At 71.4% G+C, this 19,368-nt stretch carries 12 protein-coding genes; 2 read left to right on the forward strand and 10 right to left on the reverse strand.

All coding sequences use genetic code 11. The annotated features are described in order from the left end of the window. Window positions 1-45: 45 nt before the first annotated feature. From WME96_RS03975 to uvrB, 3 genes are all read right to left on the reverse strand, one after another. Entirely contained in the window at window positions 46-1,065 is a 1,020-nt protein-coding gene (locus WME96_RS03975) for a LacI family DNA-binding transcriptional regulator (RefSeq protein WP_437288844.1), read from the reverse strand. Window positions 1,066-1,477: 412 nt separating this feature from the next. Next, entirely contained in the window at window positions 1,478-2,662 is a 1,185-nt protein-coding gene (gene serB / locus WME96_RS03980; protein WP_437288845.1) for a phosphoserine phosphatase SerB, read from the reverse strand. A 181-nt stretch (window positions 2,663-2,843) separates the two neighbouring features. Continuing rightward, the gene (uvrB, locus tag WME96_RS03985) at window positions 2,844-5,051 is read right to left on the reverse strand and encodes an excinuclease ABC subunit UvrB (RefSeq protein ID WP_437288846.1); all 2,208 of its coding nucleotides are present in this window, start codon (window positions 5,049-5,051) and stop codon (window positions 2,844-2,846) included. 547 nt (window positions 5,052-5,598) lie between these two features. Here uvrB and rsgA point away from each other — a divergent pair. Further along, window positions 5,599-6,711: a ribosome small subunit-dependent GTPase A gene (gene rsgA / locus WME96_RS03990; RefSeq protein ID WP_437288847.1), complete on the forward strand. Its 1,113-nt coding sequence runs from the start codon at window positions 5,599-5,601 to the stop codon at window positions 6,709-6,711. Window positions 6,712-6,887: 176 nt separating this feature from the next. Here the strand turns inward: rsgA and WME96_RS03995 are convergent, their stop codons facing one another. Together WME96_RS03995 and WME96_RS04000 are read right to left on the reverse strand one after the other, a co-directional pair. Next, the gene (locus WME96_RS03995) at window positions 6,888-7,955 is read right to left on the reverse strand and encodes a PAS domain S-box protein (RefSeq protein ID WP_437288848.1); all 1,068 of its coding nucleotides are present in this window, start codon (window positions 7,953-7,955) and stop codon (window positions 6,888-6,890) included. Window positions 7,956-8,008: 53 nt separating this feature from the next. After that, window positions 8,009-8,410, reverse strand: a complete 402-nt coding sequence (locus WME96_RS04000) for a DUF7793 family protein (protein ID WP_437288849.1) — start codon at window positions 8,408-8,410, stop codon at window positions 8,009-8,011. Window positions 8,411-9,034: 624 nt separating this feature from the next. Between WME96_RS04000 and WME96_RS04005 the strand changes: the two genes are divergently transcribed. Then, complete coding sequence (locus WME96_RS04005) at window positions 9,035-10,528, forward strand: hypothetical protein (protein ID WP_437288850.1); 1,494 nt, start codon at window positions 9,035-9,037, stop codon at window positions 10,526-10,528. 240 nt (window positions 10,529-10,768) lie between these two features. On the opposite strand, the gene WME96_RS04010 is transcribed toward WME96_RS04005, so the two are convergent. The 5 genes from WME96_RS04010 to WME96_RS04030 form a co-directional block, all read right to left on the reverse strand. Further along, window positions 10,769-12,862, reverse strand: coding sequence for a hypothetical protein (locus tag WME96_RS04010; protein WP_437288851.1), 2,094 nt, complete (start codon window positions 12,860-12,862; stop codon window positions 10,769-10,771). A 298-nt stretch (window positions 12,863-13,160) separates the two neighbouring features. Continuing rightward, on the reverse strand, window positions 13,161-15,101 hold the full coding sequence (locus WME96_RS04015; RefSeq protein WP_437288852.1) for a sigma 54-interacting transcriptional regulator: 1,941 nt from the start codon (window positions 15,099-15,101) through the stop codon (window positions 13,161-13,163). A 210-nt stretch (window positions 15,102-15,311) separates the two neighbouring features. Further along, a complete protein-coding gene (locus WME96_RS04020; RefSeq protein WP_437288853.1) occupies window positions 15,312-17,066 on the reverse strand; it encodes a hypothetical protein in 1,755 nt (584 codons plus the stop codon). 222 nt (window positions 17,067-17,288) lie between these two features. Continuing rightward, window positions 17,289-18,131, reverse strand: coding sequence for an SDR family NAD(P)-dependent oxidoreductase (locus WME96_RS04025; RefSeq protein ID WP_437288854.1), 843 nt, complete (start codon window positions 18,129-18,131; stop codon window positions 17,289-17,291). An 84-nt stretch (window positions 18,132-18,215) separates the two neighbouring features. Next, entirely contained in the window at window positions 18,216-19,364 is a 1,149-nt protein-coding gene (locus tag WME96_RS04030; RefSeq protein ID WP_437288855.1) for an NAD(P)/FAD-dependent oxidoreductase, read from the reverse strand. Between the last annotated feature and the right edge of the window lie 4 nt (window positions 19,365-19,368).

Here is a 19,368-nt window from a genome sequence, read left to right on the forward strand (position 1 = left end):
GTCCTCGAGGGACGGCCGCGCCGCCTCGCGGGCGATGGGCGCGGGTCAGGGGGGCGCGGGCGGCGCGGTGCTGCCGCGCGTCGCGAGGGTCGGCGCGCTGCACTCGGCGTCGTCGATCGGCTCGCCGGCGACGAGGCGGAGGAGAAGCGCGGCGGCGCGGGAGCCGTGCTCGGCGATGTTGCGGCGCACGGCGGTCAGGGCGGGGTGCACGAGCTGGCACAGCGCCGAGTCGTCCCACGCCACGATCGAGAGGCGCTCGGGCACGGGGACGCGCATCTCGTGCGCGACCGCGAGCGCGGCCACGGCCATCACGTCGTTGTCGTAGACGATCGCCGTCGGCGGCGTGGCCTCCGCGAGCAGCCGGCGCGTGGCCTGGCCGCCCGCCTCGCCCGTGTAGTCGGCGTGGACCGTCACCGCCCGTTCGAGGCGCCTCTGGCGGGCGGCGGCGTTGAACGCCCTCGTGCGGATCGCGGTGTGCACGAACTCCGCGGGGCCGGCGACCCGCGCGATCGACCGGTGGCCGAGCGCGGCGAGGTAGTCGACCACCGCCTTCATGGCGCCGCCGTCGTCGCTCCACACGCCCGAGAGCTGCCCCTTGCCCACCGGCCCGCCGATCACGACCGCGGGGAGCTTCAGCTCCTCGACCAGCTTCACGCGCGGATCGTCCTCGCGCAGGTCGACAAGGATCACCCCGTCGACCCGCCGCTCGGCCCACCAGCGGCGGTAGGTCTCCACCTCGGCCGCGCGATCCTCCGTCACCTTGAGCAGCAGCGCCTCCGCCTTCTCGGACAGCTCCGCCTCGATGCCCGAGATGAGCTGCATGAAGAACGGCTCGATGCCGAGCGTGTGCGCGGGCCGATCGATGACCAGGCCGACCGCGCCCGCCCGCCCGTCGGAGAGCGCCCGCGCGGCGTTGCTCGGCTGCCAGCCCATCTCGGCCGCGATCGCGAGGATGCGCTCGCGCGTCGGCTCCGACACGCCGGGCCTGCCGTTGAGCGCGTAGGAGACCGCTCCCTTGGATACCCCTGCACGCCACGCGATGTCCGTGATCGTCGGACGCTTCACGCCTCACCTCCGCTGCCGGGCGGCGGATCGATCCCGCCGGGTGAACCGGCTCCATCGCCAGGCCTCGTCTGGATAGCACGGCGGCCCCGAGGCGAGCCGACGCTCTCACAGGCGCCGAGCTCCGCCGGAGACCGCCGGGTCGGCGCAGGCGCTCCCACATCCATCCCGGCGCCGGCGGCGCGGCCGACGAGCGGCCGCGCCGGTCGCGCGAGAGCTCCGGCCGGCGCGCCGGCATCACCAGCCCATGGCCGACCGGCCAGCCGCAAACTGAATCGGTTAAGGTTGTGGCCCGGCGCGGCCGTCGAGGATCCACGCCGCGCTGGATCAGGCGCCGCTCGCTCCCGTCGCGGGGCTCTGCGTCCGCCGGACACGTCTCTTCTGTCCCTGGTCGAGACTCGATGTCTCGTGCCGCTCACGTCACTTCGAGGAGCTCGCGCTCGGTGATGCCGAGGAGGAAGAGGATGGCGTCGAGGCCGCTCGCGGACAGGGAGGTGTCTGCCGCTTCCCGGAGCTTGGGCTTCGCGCGGAACGCGACACCGAGCCCGGCGCGCTGGAGCATGAGGAGGTCGTTGGCGCCGTCGCCCACGGCGATGGTCTGATCGAGGAGCACGCCCTCTGCCTGGGCGATGGTCTCGAGCAGCTCCGCCTTGCGTTGCGCGTTGACGATGGGGCCTGTGACCCGTCCGGTCAGCTTGCCGCCTTCGACCTCGAGGGCGTTCGAGTAGGCGTAGTCGATCCCGAGCCGGACCTTCAGCGCCTCTGCTGCGATCGAGAACCCGCCCGAGATCACCGCCGTCCGGTAGCCGAGCCGCTTCAGCACCCGGATGAGCGTCTCGGCGCCCTCGGTGATGGGGAGCTCTGCGGCGAGCTTCCGGAGCACGCCGATGTCGAGGCCGCGGAGCAGCGCGAGCCGCTGGCGGAGCGACTCGTCGTAATCCATCTCTCCCTGCATGGCCCGCTCGGTGATCTTCGCGACCTGCTCCACGACCCCTTTGGCCCGCGCGAGCTCGTCGATCACCTCGATGCGGATGAGGGTCGAGTCCATGTCCATGACGACGAGCCGCTTGCTCCTCCGGAAGAGCCCCTCGCGTTGCAGGGCGAGGTCGAAGCTGTTCTGCATCGCGAGCGCCAAGAGGGCCCGCTTGAGCGCGTCGGCCTCCTCCTCGCGCCGGAGCAGCACCTGGATCTCCACGGACGAGAGCCGCTCGACCGACAGCCGCGCGATCTTCTCGATGTTCGCGTCGTGCGCCGCCAGGGTCGCGGCGACGTCGTGGAGCTGCTTGGCGCCGAGCTCCCTCCCGATCGCCGTCACCACGTAGCGGCTGCCGGGCGCCCGCGCCGGGGCGCCCCCGTCGAGCGGCTTGAAGTCGAGCGCCACGCCGAGCTCCTTCGCGGCGAACAGCAGCTCCTTGAGCCCGCTGCGCGTCTCCGGGAAGAGCACGAGCAGCGCGAGGTTCAGGTTCCCGTGCACCACCACCTGCTCGATGTCGAGCAGCGTGGCGCCGATGTCGCTGAGGATACCGGTGAGCCGAGCGGTGATGCCGGGGTAGTCCCTGCCCGAGACGGTGACGAGGATAGGATCGGAGGGCACGGCCATCGCAGGCCCCTTAACAGGCCCGTGCCCCCGGTCCAACGCCCATCGCATCCACCGACCCCGAGAAACAGGGCTGAAGCCGATTCGCCATCACGTGCCCACCGGCAGGGCTATCTCATGAGCTCGAGTGCTCGACGACCTGATCGGCACCATGAGGGCCTCAGTTCCGCCGCGGGCTCCGTCGCTACCGGTAACGCCCGCGCCCGGCCGCCGCTCGCCCGCCGCTCTTGGTCCCCGCCGCCGCGCGCCCGCCGCTGCCCTTGGCGCCCGCCGCCGCGCGCCCGCCGCCGCCGCCGCCCTTGGCCGCCGCCGGGCCCGCCGCCGCGCCGCGCCGGCTCGCCGTCCGCCCGGAGCGCGCCGGCTTCTCCTCGGCCACCTCGCGCGCGACGCCGGCATCGCCGTCGCCCTGCTGCGCCTTGAGCTGGCGGAGCTGGTCGCGCAGCCGCGCCGCCTTCTCGAACTCGAGGTTCTCCGCCGCCGCGAACATCTCCTGCCGGATCGCGTCGATCTGGTCGACCAGATCCATCGCCGCGCGCGCCGCCTCCGCCGGCTTCGCCGGCCCCTTCGGCACGGCGTAGTAGTCGCGCGTGCCCGACGTGGGCGACAGGTCGAGGATCGCCTTCTTCACCGTCGCCGGCGTGATCCCGTGCTCCTTGTTGTACGCCTCCTGGATCGCGCGACGCCGGTTCGTCTCGTCCATCGCGCGCTTCATCGCCTCGGTGATGCGATCGGCGTACATCACGACCTCGCCGTGCACGTTGCGGGCGGCGCGGCCGATCGTCTGGATCAGCGAGCGCGGGCTCCGGAGGAAGCCCTCCTTGTCGGCGTCGAGGATGGCGACCAGCGACACCTCGGGCAGGTCGAGCCCCTCGCGCAGCAGGTTGATGCCGACCAGCACGTCGAACTCGCCGCGCCGCAGATCGCGGAGGATCTCCACGCGCTGGAGCGTGTCGACGTCCGAGTGGAGGTAACGGACGCGGATGCCGAGCTCCGTGTAGTACTCGGTCAGATCCTCGGCCATCCGCTTGGTCAGCGTCGTGACGAGCACGCGATCGCCGCGGGCCACCCGCTCCCGGATGCGCGCGAGCAGGTCGTCGACCTGCCCGGACACCGGCCGGATCTGGATCTGCGGATCGATGAGCCCGGTCGGCCGGATGATCTGCTCGACCACCGCGCCGGCCGACTTCTGCAGCTCGTAGTCGCCGGGGGTCGCGCTCACGAAGAGCACCTGCGCGTAGTGCTGCTCGAACTCCTCGAACTTCAGCGGCCGGTTGTCGAGCGCGCTGGGGAGCCGGAACCCGTACTCGACCAGCGTCTCCTTCCGCGCCCGATCGCCCCGGAACATCGCCCCGACCTGCGGGATGGTCTGGTGCGACTCGTCGATGATCAGCAGGAAATCCTTGGGGAAATAGTCGATCAGGGTCGGCGGCGGCTCACCGGGCTTCCGGCCGGAGAGGTGGCGCGAGTAGTTCTCGATGCCGTTGCAGAACCCCATCTGCTCGAGCATCTCGAGGTCGTACATCGTGCGCTGCTCGATGCGCTGCTTCTCGAGGAAGCGGACGGCCTTGTCGTAGTAATCGATGCGCTCGCGCAGCTCCTCGCGGATCGCCTGGATCGCGAGCCGGAGCTGCTGCTGCTCGGTGACGTAGTGGGAGCCGGGGAAGACGGCGTAGCGGTCGAGCTGGCCCACCACCTTGCCGCGGACCGGGTCGACCTCCTTGATCGCCTCGATCTCGTCGCCGAAGAACTCGACCCGGATCGCCAGCGACTCCTCGTAGGCGGGGAAGATCTCGACCACGTCGCCGCGGACGCGGAACGTGCCGCGGTGGAAGTCGACGTCGTTGCGCGTGTACTGGATGTCGACGAGCCGCCGCAGGAGCTCGTCGCGGCGGATCTCGGTGCCGCGCTCGAGCTTGATGAGCAGGCCGTGGTAGCTCTCGGCCGACCCGATGCCGTAGATACAGCTCACCGAGGCGACGATGATCACGTCCGGGCGCGAGAGCAGCGCGTGCGTCGCCGCGTGGCGCATGCGGTCGATCGCGTCGTTGATGATCGCGTCCTTCTCGATGTACGTGTCGCTCGTCGGGACGTACGCCTCGGGCTGGTAGTAATCGTAGTAGCTGACGAAGTAGTGGACGGCGTTGTTGGGGAAGAGCTCCCTCATCTCGCCGTAGAGCTGGGCCGCCAGCGTCTTGTTCGGCGCCATGATGAGCGTCGGCTTCTGCAGCTTCTCGATCACCTTGGCGGCGGTGAACGTCTTGCCGCTGCCCGTGACGCCGAGGAGGACCTGGAAGGTCTCGCCCTGCTCGTACGCGGAGCAGATCTCCTGGAGCGCGCGAGGCTGGTCACCGCACGGCTTGAATTCGGAGACGAGCTCGAAGTGTGTGGGCATGGAGCGGAGGACCCTAGTGCGGCCAGGGGCTCCTCGCAACCTCCCGCCGCCCCGCCGACCGGGGAGGGCCGGAGGCCGCCGGGCGCCGGCTCGCGGGCCCAGGTCAGGTCCCGGGCATGGCGGGCGCGGCGGTGCTTGACGGCGGCGCGCCGCTGGCGGATTCTAGGTGGCGCCGCGTCGTTGTGACGCACGCCGAACGGAGGTCAGGTCATGAGTGGCAAGACACAGCACACACATCACCCCGCCGCCGCCGTCGTGTCCGCCGCGGTTCGCTGAAGCTCGTCCCCACGCCGTCGCCTGCACGCGCGCACGCCCTCTCCGGCGCGCGCGCGCCTCGCGCTTGCGCTCGTCCAGCAGGGCATCTGCCCTGGCCGGGCGCGCCCTCTCTGGCGTGACGTCCTGATCGGTCGACGAGCCTCCGCGCCGTGGCGGCCCCGCGCGTGATTGGCCGGCGCGGGCGCGCTCGCGCGCCGCCGCGCCCTTGTCCGTCGACCGCCGCGCGCCGCAGCCTGCGCGCGGCCGAACGCCATGGAGCGCTCGTCCCGTCATGTCCATCAACTCCGACTCTCTCGTTGATCCGTCTTCTCACCACGAACCGCAGCCCGGCCTGATCGGGCTCGGATGGACTCCCTTCTTCGCGAGGCAGCTCGCCAGTCTGGAGGACGCCGTGCAGCCCGCGCGCGTCCTGCTCGCCTCCGCCGCGCGGCACCACGTGCAGACCGCGGACGGCCCGCGCGTCGCGGTCGTCAGCGGGCGGCTCGCGCACGAGGCCGCGGACCGCGCGGCGCTCCCCACCGTCGGCGACTGGGTGGGGCTGAGGCCCGGCGACGACGCCGGGCCCGCGTACATCGTGCACACGTTCGCGCGGAGCACCTGCCTGCGCCGCAAGGCCGCGGGGACCACGGTGGAGGCCCAGGTGATCGCGGCCAACATCGACAAGGTGTTCATCGTCACGTCGCTGAACGCCGACTTCAACCTGCGCCGCCTGGAGCGGTACATCGACGCGGTCCTCGACAGCGGCGCGCGCCCCGTGCTCGTGCTCAACAAGGCAGATGTCTGCCCCGATCCGGGGCGGTTCATCGAGGCGGCGCGGGAGGTCGCCCCCACGGCGCCGGTCGCGCTGGTCAGCGCCCTGTCCGGCGCGGGTCTCGACGCGCTCCGCGCCGAGATCGGGGCAGGGGAGACGATCGCCCTGGTCGGCTCGTCGGGCGTGGGGAAATCGGCGCTGAGCAACCGCCTGCTCGGCGCGGAGATCCAGCGCGAGGGGGCGATCCGGGCGTCGGACGAGCGGGGCCGCCACACGACCGCCCACCGGGAGCTCTTCCCGTTGCCCGGCGGCGGCCTCCTCATCGACACGCCGGGGGTGCGGGAGCTCGGCCTCTGGTCCGCGGACGGGGCGGGCCCGGCGGGCTTCGACGACGTCGAGGCCCTCGCCGGAACTTGCCGCTTCCGTGACTGCGCGCACGAAGGCGAGCCCGGGTGCGCGGTGCTCCGCGCCGTGGAGGCGGGCGACCTCGACCCGGACCGCCTCGGCGCCTACCGCAAGCTCGGGGCGGAGCGGCGCCACGTGGCGCTGCAGCAGGACGCGCGCGCCCGGAGCGAGGAGAAGCGGCGCTGGAAGCAGATCTCGAAGCAGATGCGCGCCAACCCGAAGCGATAGACCGGCCGTCGCAGGGCCGCCAGGGCGCCGGGGGCGCCAGGAGAGAAGGGAGGATATCCTGACGCTCCTGTCGCTCCTGCCTCTCCTGGCGGTGCTCTATCGCCCCGGCAAACAGGCGGCAGACAGGCGGCTGACCTCCCAGCACGGCCTGGGATGAGAGCTCCCGTGAGCCTCGGTCACGTGATGCGTACGCCGGGACCGAGCTGGCCCCGCTCCGCGACGCCCCTCAACGCGTGGACGATCCCGCCTTGCAGCGACCCGAACGTCGCGACGCCGTCGAGGTCTGCCCCGATCTCGACCAGCGTCCTCGCCACCTCCGGGCGGATGCCGCTGAGCAGCACCCTCGCCCCGAGGAGCCGCGCCGCGCGGACCGCGCGGACGAGCCCGTGCACGGCCTGCTCGTCCACCGTGCGCACGCCGGTGATGTCGACGATGATCACGCTGGCTGCCCGGGCCGAGAGCGCCTGCAGGAGCGCCTCCGTCATCCGCGACAGCCGCTGCTCGTCCAGCGTGCCGACGAGCGGGACCACCATGAGCCCGTCGGTGATGGGGATGATCGGCGTCGAGAGCTCCTCCACGAGGACTGTCTGGCGATGCACGGCCTCGCGGAGCCGCCAGCGCTCCTCCTCGGCCTGCTTGCTCTCGCGGAGGTCCCGCGCCACGCACACGAGGCCGTGAATCTGCCCGCCGTCGGCCCGCATGACCGAGGCGAGGAACGACACCGGGACGGCGCGCCCGTCCTTCCGCAAACAGACCCTCTCGTCGCGCGCGCCGCCCGCGTCGATCAGCGCGCCGGCCGAGAGCCCGGGGAACACGAGGTCGATCGGCTTGCCGACGAGCTCTTCCCGGGCATAGCCCGCCAGGTCGCACGCGGCCTGGTTGACGCTCCGGATCCCGCGATCCCGGTCGGCGACGACGAGGAGATCGAGCATCGATTCGATGATGCTCGTCACATAGGTCTTGGAGACCGTCGAGGTGGCGAGCTCCTCGCCCAGCATGTTCAGGCCGGCGGCCATGCCGTCGATGAGGTCGTTCCTGTCGCTGACGTGCGCCTTCCTGGCGTAGTCGAACCCGACGAGCGCCACGATCACCTCAAGGAGCCCTTCGAGCCGCTCGTTCATCGCGCGCGCGTCCGAGCGCGCCGCCGCGAGCGACCGCAGCGCGGCCAGGGCCCGGTCGAGCGCGTCCGCCCCGGAGGTCGGGGAGGGGGCGCCGCGCCCCTCCTCGGCGGGGAGGAGGCTCACGGCGAGCTCGCAGAGCTCTGCGAGCCGTGGATCGTCCCGTGGATCGCGGGCCATCAGCCGGTGAACCCTTTCAGCCACTGGATCGCGTCCCGCTCCTCCGCGAAGAGCCGGATGGGCCTGTCACGGTTGCCGTAGACGGTGAGGAAGACGTTGCCGATCATCCGCCCGACAGGGCGCCCGCCCACGAGCGCCATCGCGCGGTATGCCTGCCTCCCCTCGTCCGCGCCGTAGTAGGTGCGAGCATCCAGGTCCGTGGCCTTGCACCTCGTGATATCGCACAGGAACGCGTACGGCGTGCCCTTGCTGAAGCGCCTGAGCGCAGCGACGTTCTCCTTCGCGTCGGCGAGCGTCTGGACCGCGCCTTCGTGGGTCTCAAAACGGATGATCCTGCTCTCCTTGTCGAAGGAGAACTCCCCGGTTCGCGTCCTCAGACGCTCGTCTCCCAGCTCGTCCACGTTCCCCCCTCTCCCCCTCGTGCTCGCCTGCCGGCCAGAGGCGGTGCGCGGGCCGCGCGCTGCGTCCCGCCCGCGCCGGTCGCCCGGCGCGACCTCCGCGGCCCCGCGCTCATCACGTCCCCGAGACGATTTGGTTGTAACACCAACCTCCGCCCCGAGTCCAAGCTCTTGACAGGGGCGGTGCGCGACCCGGGCCCCACATTTCACGCCATGCAGCGGGCAGATTGTTGACGCGCCAACAAGCGGAGACCCGGCGGGCGCGGTCGTCACGAAACCTCGAGAACACAGGGCCATGCGACCGACTCTCGCCCAAGGCGCACGCCCGTGGCGTACGGAGCTCTCGCAGATTTCGCGAGCCCCAGTGGCGGGAACGCTACCGGCATATGGTATGGGCTGGGGTACGGCGCGCGCCATCCGCATGACGACCGAACGACAGCCAGCAGAAGAACCAAGGAGCGGTCATCGCGCCTCCGTATTCTGAGGGCCCCTGAAGATCGGGGCTGCCTGCAGCCGCGCGCCGGTCGTCGTCGCTGAACCCTCCCCACCCTTGCATCTGTCGTCCCGCCGCGTGCGCGCGGGGTGGAGAGCTCGTCTCCTGAATCCCTAGCCGAAGGACACATTCACGTGAAATCGATTGCACTGCTGGTACCGCTGCTTCTTCTCCCCCTCGCCTCCGGCTGCGGCAGCCAAGGAGGAACCACCGGGGCGCCGCCGCCGGAGTGGACCTGCGACGCCCTGCGCTTCAACGGCTCCGACGGCTGCGACTGCGGCTGCGGCGCGCCTGATCCGGACTGCGACGGCGCCGGCTCGGCCGACCCGGGCACCGGCGTCGACGACCCCGCCTGCGACGCCTGCGTCGGCGTCGACGGCGAAGCGCAATCGTGCATCAGCGTGACCGCGGCGCTCGAGGCGGCCGGCTTCATCGTCAGCCCGGCCGGCACCAGCGACGACGGGGCCGAGCTCTACGACCTCACGCTCCTGCAGCTGAACGATCACCAGGACGCGAAGTCGGGCACCCACGAGCATCACCTCACGCTCATCCACCGCGGCTTCGACCTGCCCATGAACTTGATCTCCACGGGATACAGCAACTTCCTCGGGTTCGACGAGGATGAGCTGACGACGCTCCTCGAGGGAAACCAGCTTGTTTTGGACAAGCGCTTCCACAACGGCAACGGCGACGACTTCTCCCACTTCACGCGCAAGCAGGTCGCTGACGACGCCCACGACGTCGTGGTGCGCCTGCACGACCTGTACACGAGCGCGTGGCTCGGCTCGGGCTTCAGCAACGGCGGCGTCGACATGGTGAGCTTCCGTCAGCACTACCCCGACGACGTCGACGCCACCGTCGCGTTCGGCGCCCCGTTCATGGTGCCCGAGGACGCGCGCTTCCTGGCGTTCTTCGACACCGTCGATGCCACTTGCCAGAATCGCCTCGAGGCCATCCAGCGCGCCGCCCTCGGCGCCCAGCGCTCGGCCGTCGAGCCCGCCGTGCTGGCCTCGGCCGCCGACGAGCTCGGCGACACCTTCGCCCGCGTCGAGCCCGCGCGCGCCTTCGAGGCCGCTGCGCTCTCCTACCCGTGGCTGTTCTGGCAGTACTTCGGCACCCCTGACGACTGCGCCGGCCTGCCCGATCCGGCGACGGCGACGGCGGAGGAGCTGACGTCGGCGTTCTTCAGCGTCACATCCATCTTCGGCACCTACCCGATGTCCGACGCGTACCTGTCGTTCTTCGGCGCCTACTTCTACGAGGTGCAGCAGAGCAGCGGCTGGCCCGCCTTGCCGCGCGCCGCGCTCGTCGAGGAGGGCCTCATCCCCGCCGACCTCATCGACATGGAGCGCGGGCTCGTGCCCGAGGGCGTGACCGCGCCGGAGTTCGACGCTGCCGAGAACAGCTCGCTCGAGGAGTTCGCCCGCCTCGGTGACGGCGTCGCCTTCGTCTACTCCGACCAGGACCCGTGGGCGGTCGGCGCCGTCACCCCGACGGCGATGAGCGGCAACGTCCGCTTCGACGTGACCAACGGCAACCACCTCGCGACGTTCTCGTCGCTCTCGGAGCCCGATCAGGCCGCGCTCTCCGCCTTCCTCGAGACGAACCTCGGCATCGAGATCCCCTGAGCTCGACGACGTCGAAGCAGCAGACGGAAGAAGAGCGACCCGAACGTCGCGACGCCGTCGAGGTCCGCGCCGATCTCGACCAGCGAACGGCGCGGTTCTCATTCCTGGATAGTGTCGCCTCGGGCGAGCTCACACCGAGGGCTCATGTGTCGGCGGCGCGTCGCATGGGCCTGATCCGTGGCCGCAGCGAGAAGAGTTGGTTCTGTCTGTGCTGTATTTCTATGGGCGCACTTTTGGCGATCAGAACAGCCTGGAGACGCCCGTCGCGAGCTCGAGGGACACGGAGAACGCCTGGCACCGCTGCGCGCAGCCGAAGCGCGATCGGATCTCGAGGGGCATGCGCGAGACGCCCTGCGTGCCGAGCAGGTCCCGCTCGAGCGGCAGGAGGAGCGCGGGCCCCTCGACGTCGAAGCCGTCGAAGAACGGCCTGTCGGAGCTGGTCAGATCGAAATAGAAGCGCGCTCCGCAGGGCATGAGCTCGATGACGTCGGCGGTGTCGGCGAGGCCGCGACCGCCGTCGAAGGCCCTTGTGACGCCGTTGGCCAGGGCCCAGAACATCATGGAAAGGACAGGCGTCCTGAGCTCCGTGAGGGCGGAGGACCCGAAATGGGAGCGGCCGCCGCTGCGCACGGTGGTCTGGAGACCGACGTTGGCCTCGAACAGCGCGGCGTTGGGGCGGCCGGACAGGACGTATTGCCATCGGTACGAGATGCCCATGAGGAACGAGGGGTTCCACGAGACCTGCGTTGGCTGCTCGTCGGAGGCGCCGCGGAGGGCGAGGGGCGCGGAGAGCCAGACCTGGTAGCTGAACCCGCGGGCGATCGGGTCCTCGCCCTCGAGGCTCCCGGCCTCGGCCTGGGGCACGGGCCAGACGGCGAGGATGGGGCGCAGGAGGCTCGTGTCGGGCGCGCCGAGGACGACGCGCTCCGGATCGCTGCAAAGCACGCTCGCGAACCAGTCGATGCCCGGGTCGGCGCGCGCGGCCGGCCGGGTGCAGAGCGCGAAGGGGCGGCCGAGCGCGTCGGGCTCCACGAGGCGGGGGACGTCCTCGCTCGTGTTGCCGGAGAACGCCGGGACGCCGCGGCGCTCGCGCAGCCGGGAGAGCGCCGCGAGCGCGCTCCGCAGCACGTGCCTCACCCGCTCGCACGTCGGGCGCAGCGCCCGGCGTTGCGCCGGGCCGAGCGACCACGCCGGCGTCGGGTCGAGCAGGCTCATGGCGAGATCGACGTCGCGCGCGGCCGCCCGGGCGTCGCGGGCCGGCGCCGGCTGCCCGCACGCGGCCGGCTCGAGCAGCCGCTCGACCCAGCGCGGATCGAGCGCCATGGCGAGCTGGACCTGCGCGCGCGCGGTCGCCTCGGCGGCGTGGAGCCGGTCCTGGCTGGCGGGCGAGGTGCCGAGGAAGCCGTCGCCGGTCGTCTCCCAGCAGGGGGGCAGTCCGGGGGTGCGCGTGTCGTCCACGCCGGCCCGCAGGAGCGGGCAGGGCGCGGCGTTGAGCACGCGGGTCACCGACACGCCGATGCGGTTGAAGTGATCGTGCGTGCCGATGCGATCCTCCGGCGCTCTCCGCTGCTGCGCGGTGATCACCGCGTGGCCCGCGGCGAACGCGTCCTGGAGGAAGTGGAGCGCATAGGCGTGCTCGAGGAGCGCGTCGCGCCGCAGCGCCGCCCTCGCGCCGCCCGGCGCCTCCCGCGCGCGCGTCGCGAGCTGCAGCGAGCGCAGGTGGTGGCCGATGAACTGGCCGAGCGCGTTGTCGACTCGCCCTCTCCGCGCGACGTCCTCGGTGACCCGGGTGAGGGGCTCCCCCGCCGCCTGGAAGTGGGTGATGTTCTGCTTGGCGCGCGCCACGTAATCGCCGTCGACCCCGAGCAGATAGATATCGAGATCTCGGACCAGGTCGCTCCGGTCCGCGAGCGCCGCCGCGTCGTCGTCCTGCCGCAGCTTGCGGAGGAAGTCGCGCCACTGGGTCCGAGCGCCGAACTGGAGCCGCTGTCCCGTCTCCCCGGCTCCGTCTCTTCGCACGAGACTCCACAGCTCCCCCGCGGTGCTCGCGTGGTCCCCCGCGAGCGCCGCGAGCGTGGCATAGGGGATACACGCGTCCCGCTTCAGCGCGGTCGTGGCGTAAAACGGCTCATCGAGCCGCTCGCACACGAGCGAGCTCGCGGCCGTTTCCCTCACCGCCTCCCCGAGCGCCGCCTTGGCGCCCCCCGGCAGCCACGCCAGCCCCTCCTCGGCGAGCACGACGTGCTCCGGAAAATACCACGCGTTCGCCGTGCTGCTCAGTCCGACGAGCACCCCCGCCACGGCGCCCCCCATCCACCCCGCGCTCCGGAACATCGAAGTCTCATGCCCCGTCCGCGCCCCGCCCGCCAACGCAACGCGCCCGAAACGACCCGCGGTACCAAGCCTGCAATCCCCCAACAGGAAGAGCCAGCGGGAGGGGGGGCTGCGCGCGGGGTGGGCGGGGGAAGGGCCCCACGAACCCGAGCGCCGGCCCGCATCGAAGCGAGTCGCCCCTGGTTCTCGTCACCCGTTCACATGGCAATAGCCACCACGAGGCGCGAGTTCGTGGGAAGGGCCCCCCGCCCGCCCCGCGCGCAGCCCCCCCTCCCGCTGGCTCCCCCGCCCCCCGGGATCAGATCCCGTATTGCCGGAGCTTCTTGTGGAGCCCCTCGCGCGTGATCCCGAGCGACTTCGCCGCGTTGGTCTTGTTGTTGTTGTGCCCCCGCAGCGCCTCGAGGAGGAAGTACTTCTCGACGGCGTCCATCATCTCCTTGAGCGACCCCTTCGGCGTCCCCGCCCGCGCCACGAGCCCCTCGACCTGCCGGATCCGCGGCGAGAGCAGCTCCGGCGTCGCGAACGACCCCGGATCGAGCTGGATGACGATCCGCTGCACCTCGTTCTGGAGCTCCCGGACGTTGCCCGGCCAGTCGTACGCCACCATGAGCTCCATCGCCTGCTGGCTGAACCCCCCGCACGGCTTGCCGATCTCGTCCGCGTACCGCTCCAGGAAGTGCCCAGCGAGCACCGGGATGTCGTCGCGCCGCTCGCGCAGCGGCGGCAGGCGGATCGGGAAGACCTTGAGCCGGTAGTAGAGGTCCTCGCGGAACCGCCCCCGGGCCACCTCGTCCTCGAGGTTCCGGTTCGTCGCCGCCACGATGCGCACGTTGACGTGCTTCGGGCTCGTCGCGCCCACGGGGCGGATCTCGCCCTCCTGGAGCGCCCGCAGGAGCTTCGACTGGAGCGACAGCGGGGTCTCGGTGATCTCGTCGAGGAAGAGCGTGCCCCCGTCGGCGATCTCGAACAGGCCCTTCTTCTCCTCGGTCGCGCCCGTGAACGAGCCCTTCTTGTGGCCGAACAGCTCGCTCTCCAGCAGGCTCTCGGCGAGCGCCGCGCAGTTCTGCGCGACGAACAGCTTGTCGCGGCGGCGCGAGCGGTAGTGCACGGCGGCGGCGATGAGCTCCTTGCCCGTGCCCGTCTCGCCCTCGATCAGCACCGTGACGCGCGTGTCGACCACCTTGTCGAGCTGCGCGATCACCCGGCGCATCGCCTCGCTCTTGCCGATGATGTCGACCGCGCCCCCGCCCCGGCGCTTCTCCTCGCGCCCCTTCAGGAAGCTGTTCTCCTTCTGGAGCCGCTCCTCCGCGAGCACGAGCCGCTTGATGAGCCGGGCGTTCGCCACCGCGAGCGACGCGTTGGCCGCCAGCACGAGCAGCGTCTCCAGGTCGCCCGCGTTCAGCATCCCGGGCACGCTCCGGTTGTCGGCCTGGAGCACGCCGATGATCTCCTCGCCCTTCCAGAGCGGCACGGCGAGGGTGCTGCGGATCGAGGCGCCCATCAGCGACTCGGTCTGGCCGACCTCGATCGGCGCGTCGGCCGCGAGCACCGCCGCCCGCTCCTTGATCACCTTCCGGTACACGCTGCGCGTGATCGGGACCGGCCCCGCCGGGGGCGCCCCGCGGCCGGACTCGGAGCGGACGCGCGTCAGCACCGGGACGAACGCCGCCGGCGCCGCCCCCGGCTCCTGGTCGTCGTCGCGCAGCACCACGGTGACGTGCGTCGAGCTCGGCACCAGCGCGAGCACCGCGTCTGCGATCTCCGCGAGCACCTGGTCGAGATCGTTCGCGGCGCCGATGCGCTTCTGCGCCGCGTACATGGCCGAGAGCGCGCTCGGATCGCGCTCGATCTTCGCCTGGGCGGGCTCGATCTCGTCGAGGCGCCGGATCGAGACGACCCGCGCGTCGTCGGCCTCCTCCGGGATGGTCACGACCATCCGCGTCACCGCGTCGCCCGAGCCGAGCTCGATGACGTCCCCCGTCTGGAGCGCGACCGCGCTGCGCCCCGGGCCGAGCTCGAGCCGCTCGCCCCGGCGCGTCACGCTCGTCCCGTTCGTCGAGCGCAGGTCCTCGAGGATCACCCCCTCGGCGCTGCTCACGATGCGCGCGTGCGCCCCGGAGACGTGGCGGTCGTCCAGCACGACCCGGTTGTCCGGCGAGCGCCCGAGCGTGATCAGCTCGCCCTGGAGCTCGAAGGTGCGCCCGGCAGCGAGACCCTGGGTTACCTCGAGCACGATCATGGTTCGTTCAGCCAGGAAGACCCGTGAAGAGGGGCCGGAGTAAACCGTCAAGACGGTGGAGATGCCAGGAAAAACCGGGGAGCCCGCCTCCCCGGCGGATCCGCGGGTCCGGGCAGTACGGGTTCTTGTGATACTAGAAAAATCGTGAGCTACTGGACGAAACGCCCCGTCCCTGGCTGGCCGCCGGGACGGGGCGCGCGGCCGCCGTGGTCACTGGGCGCGGGCGGTCAGGCGGTAGATCACCGTCTTGAAGGGCGCGTTGCCGGAGATCTTCTCGGCGTCCTTCGAGGCCTCGCCCTCGTCGACGATCTTCTGCAGCTTGGTCGCGACGTCGGCGTCGCCCTTCGGCGAGAGGGCGTCGATGACCGAGACCGACACGAAGCGCACGGCCGCGTTCGAGATCTTCGGCATGGCGTCGATGATCTGCTGCCGGACATCGGGGGAGCCGAGGACGCCGACCATGTAGGCGGACTTGATCCCCTGGAACTGCGTCTCCTTCGCCTGCGACGCCGGGTCGCTGAGCTTGCCGATGTAACACTCGACCTTGGCGCCGCAGGAGCCCAGCAGGTCCTTCGCGAGCTTGATCTCCTTCTCCATCGACTTGCCGACCGTGCCGCCGCCGCTCGTGCGCGTGTTCGCGAGCCGGTCGACGTCGGCGACCTGATCGGGCTTCATCAGCTTGAGCGCCGTCTGCAGCGAGACGTCGCGGATCTGCGCGACGTCGTCCTCCTCGCCGCGCGACTCGACGGCCGTCTTCACGATCCACGGCACCATGCTGGCGTCGAAGAAGTTGCTCGCCGCCTCCGCCAGCATCACGCGGGCGTTGATGCCCGCCGGCGGGATCTCGAGCCCCGCGGGCGTCTTCTCGTAGGCCGCCTGGAAGGCCGCGATCGTCTCCGGGGTCTTGGGCACCTTGGTGAGCTCGCGCGCGATGATGGCGCGCGGGACGTCCTCGGCCTTGTCGAGCGCCGCGAGCAGCGGCTTCACCGACTCTTCCCGGCCGATGGTGGCGAGGACGAGCGCGGCGGCCGCGACGTGGGCGGTCTCGGCGGCCTTCTTCTGCTCCGCGCTCGCCTTGTCGCCGGCGCCCTTCAGGTTCTCGACCTTCGAGTACTCGATGAGCTCCTTCTGCTCGCCCTGGAGCAGCGAGATGGCCGGCTGGATGGCGGGCTTGCCGATCTTGGTGAGGGCGAGGATGGCCGTGGTGGCGGCGTCCGCCTTGACCGGCGAGAGCACCACCTTGAGCAGCGGCACGACCGCCTTCTCGCTGCGCTGCCACCCGAGCAGCTCCGCCGCGGTGATCTGCCAGAACAGCTCGTTCCGCATCGTGGCGACGTCCTTGGGATCGCTGATCGGGCGCTCGATCATGGTGATGAGCTGCCCCTCCCAGGACGGGTCGTTGATGTCGACCATCGCGTCGTGGACGTCGCGCGAGATCGTGGAGCCCTTCGGCTTGCCGTGCTGGAGCTTGACGAACACCTCCATGAGCGGGCCGGCGGCGGCCTTCGACTTCATGGCCCCGAGGCCGCGGACGGCCCAGCGGACGTCCTCCTCGGTCGACTCGGGCTTGTAGTCCTTCAGCGCCTTGATGAGGCAGGCCTCGCCGCGCGGGTCCCGCGTGTCGGAGATGAACTTGATGAGCTTCGATCGCGTGCGCTCGTCGAGGTCGCCGCCCACGCACTTCTGCGTCATCGGCTCGATGATCTTGTCGAGGAGCGGCTTGACCGTCGGCCCGGTCCGGTCCTTGTTGTCGCGCGTCATCGCGTCCTCGAAGAACTGGACGAGACGGTTGACCGAGGGGGTGAGCGTCGCCGGGTCGTCGAGCCGCTTGACGTGCGTCTCGGGGTCGTTCTCGTCGGCGCACCCGGCGACGATGCCTGCGGAGAGCGCCATCGACGACGCGGTGGCGGCCCCCAGGAGGAGCGAGCGAACGAGCGGCAGGATGCTGCGTGCTGAGCGGGACATGGTGTTTCCTCCGGGACCTCGGTGATGCTGCCGGCCTGACCTCGCCGCCGCGCTGCGCGCGCAGCAGGGGAGGCGGTCAGCAACGAGCCTTCGTTAGCCTGAGGGGACGACAGCGGGCAACTACAGCGCGCGGCAGGGGGCGCGGCCCCCCTTCGGCCACGACGTGTCGCCGCCCCGTGACGGAAGCGGCGGAGCCGAAGCTATTCGTCGTCAGAGAACGTGTCAACGCGAGCGGGGTACCTGGACCAACCGGCGGATCCCCGTGGCGAACAGCCGGTCGGGGATGACACGGCGCAGCGCGACGAGCGCGCGTGCGTCCCGGCCGATGAGGGTCCGGAACGGCGGCGAGGGGGCCTCGATGAGGCGGAGGATCGCGGCCGCGACCGGCGTGGGCGCCGGGGCCCTGGCGGCGTCCTCGAGGACGAGCCGCTCGAGCGTCTTGGTCATGGCGGCGTAGGGGCCGTCGGGCGCGATGTGGGCGCCGCGGCGCTGGTTCTCGAAGAAGATCTCGGTCTTGAAGGTGCCGGGCTCGACGAGGCAGACGTGGACGCCGAAGGGGGCGACCTCCCAGCGCAGGGCCTCGCTGAAGCCCTCGATGGCGTGCTTGGTGGCCGCGTAGATGCTCACGCCGGGGAGGCCGACGAGCCCGGAGACGCTCGAGACGTTGATGATGCGGCCGCGCCCGGCGTCGCGCATCGCCGGGAGCACCGCGCGCGTCGCGGCCATGAGGCCGAAGACGTTGGTCTCGAACTGCGTCCGCACGTCGCCGTCGGCCTGCTCCTCGAAGGCGCCGCCGACGGCGATGCCGGCGTTGTTCACGAGGGCGTAAGCGGGGCCGTGCTTCTGGAGGATCTCCCGGACCCTGTCGGCCGCGTTCTCCGCGGCGACGTCGAGCTGCTCGACCTCGAGCGAGGCGCCGCGCGCGCTGGCCGCGGCGAGGAGCGCGGCGGCCTTCTCGGGGCGGCGCATCGTGGCGACGACCCGGTGGCCCGCGGCCGCGCAGGCGACCGCGGTCGCGAGGCCGATGCCGCTCGAGGATCCGGTGACGAGGATGAGGTGACCCATGGGAGGGGGCGAGTATAGGCGATGCGCGCCGGGGGGGGCTGGCGCGGCTGGCGCGGCGGGCGCGGGGCGGCGGCAGGGAGCCGCTCAGCCGATGATCATCGCCTCGCTGAGGAGCCGGCCTTCCTTGAAGCGGCGCAGGTTCCAGCGGTCGAACAGGGGGAGGGAGGTGCCCTCGGCGATGTGCTGCGCGATGAGCTTGCCCATCACGGGCGCGATCATGAAGCCGTGGCCCATGAAGCCGGACGCCTGGTAGAAGTGCTCCACCTCGTCGACGCCGCCGACGATCGGGTTCTGATCCGGGGTGAGATCGTAACAGCCGGCCCACTGGCGCAGCACCTTCACGCTGCCGAGGATCGGGCACGCGGTGACGAGCGCCCGCGCGTACAGCGCGAGGAACTTGTGGCTCGACCCCATGTCGAGGCCCTCGGGGACGTCCTCGTTCGAGACGCCGCCGACGATCTCGCCGCGCATCGACTGCGAGAAATAAAGGCCGTTCGAGAGGTCCGCGACCAGCGGGCCGAGCCAGGGCTTCAGCGGCTCGGTCGAGCAGATCTCGTGGCGGTGCGGGCGGTTCGGCAGCTCCACGCCGAGGAGGCGCGCGACCTCGGGGCTCCACGCGCCGGCGGCGTTGACGACCTTGTGGGTCCGGATCTCGCCGCGGTCGGTCACCACGGCGTCGATGCGCGCGCCGCGCGTGCGGAAGCCGAGGACGTTCGTGAAGGTGGCGATGTCGACGCCGAGCTTCTGCGCGCGCTCGGCGTAGCCCCAGACGAACGGCCAGGGGAAGACGACGCCGTCGTCCGGGTTGTAGCTCGCCGCGACCACGCCCTCGGTGGAGAGCTCCGGCACGATGGCGCGCGCCTCGTTGGCGGTGAGCATCCGCGTGCCGAGGCCGCACGCGTTCTGCACGGCGACGCTCTTCTCGAGCGTCCGGCGGCCGGCCTCGCTGCGCACGAGGAAGAGGTAGCCGCCCTGCCGGAACCAGACGTTGATCTTCATCTCGCGGGCGAAATCACGGCAGATGCGGATGCTCTCCTGCATGAGCCGGATGTTGCCCTCGCTCGAGAACTGCGCCCGCACCCCGCCGCCGTTGCGGCCGCTGGCGCCGCCGCAGAGGTAGCCCCGGTCGACGACGACGACGTCCGTGATGCCGTGGTGGCGCGCGAGGTTGTAGGCGATGGCGAGGCCCATGATCCCCGCGCCGACGACGACGATCTCCGCCTCGGACCGCATCGCG

It is taken from the genome of Sorangium sp. So ce406, assembly GCF_051474675.1.
GTDB lineage: Bacteria > Myxococcota_A > Polyangia > Polyangiales > Polyangiaceae > Sorangium > Sorangium cellulosum_G.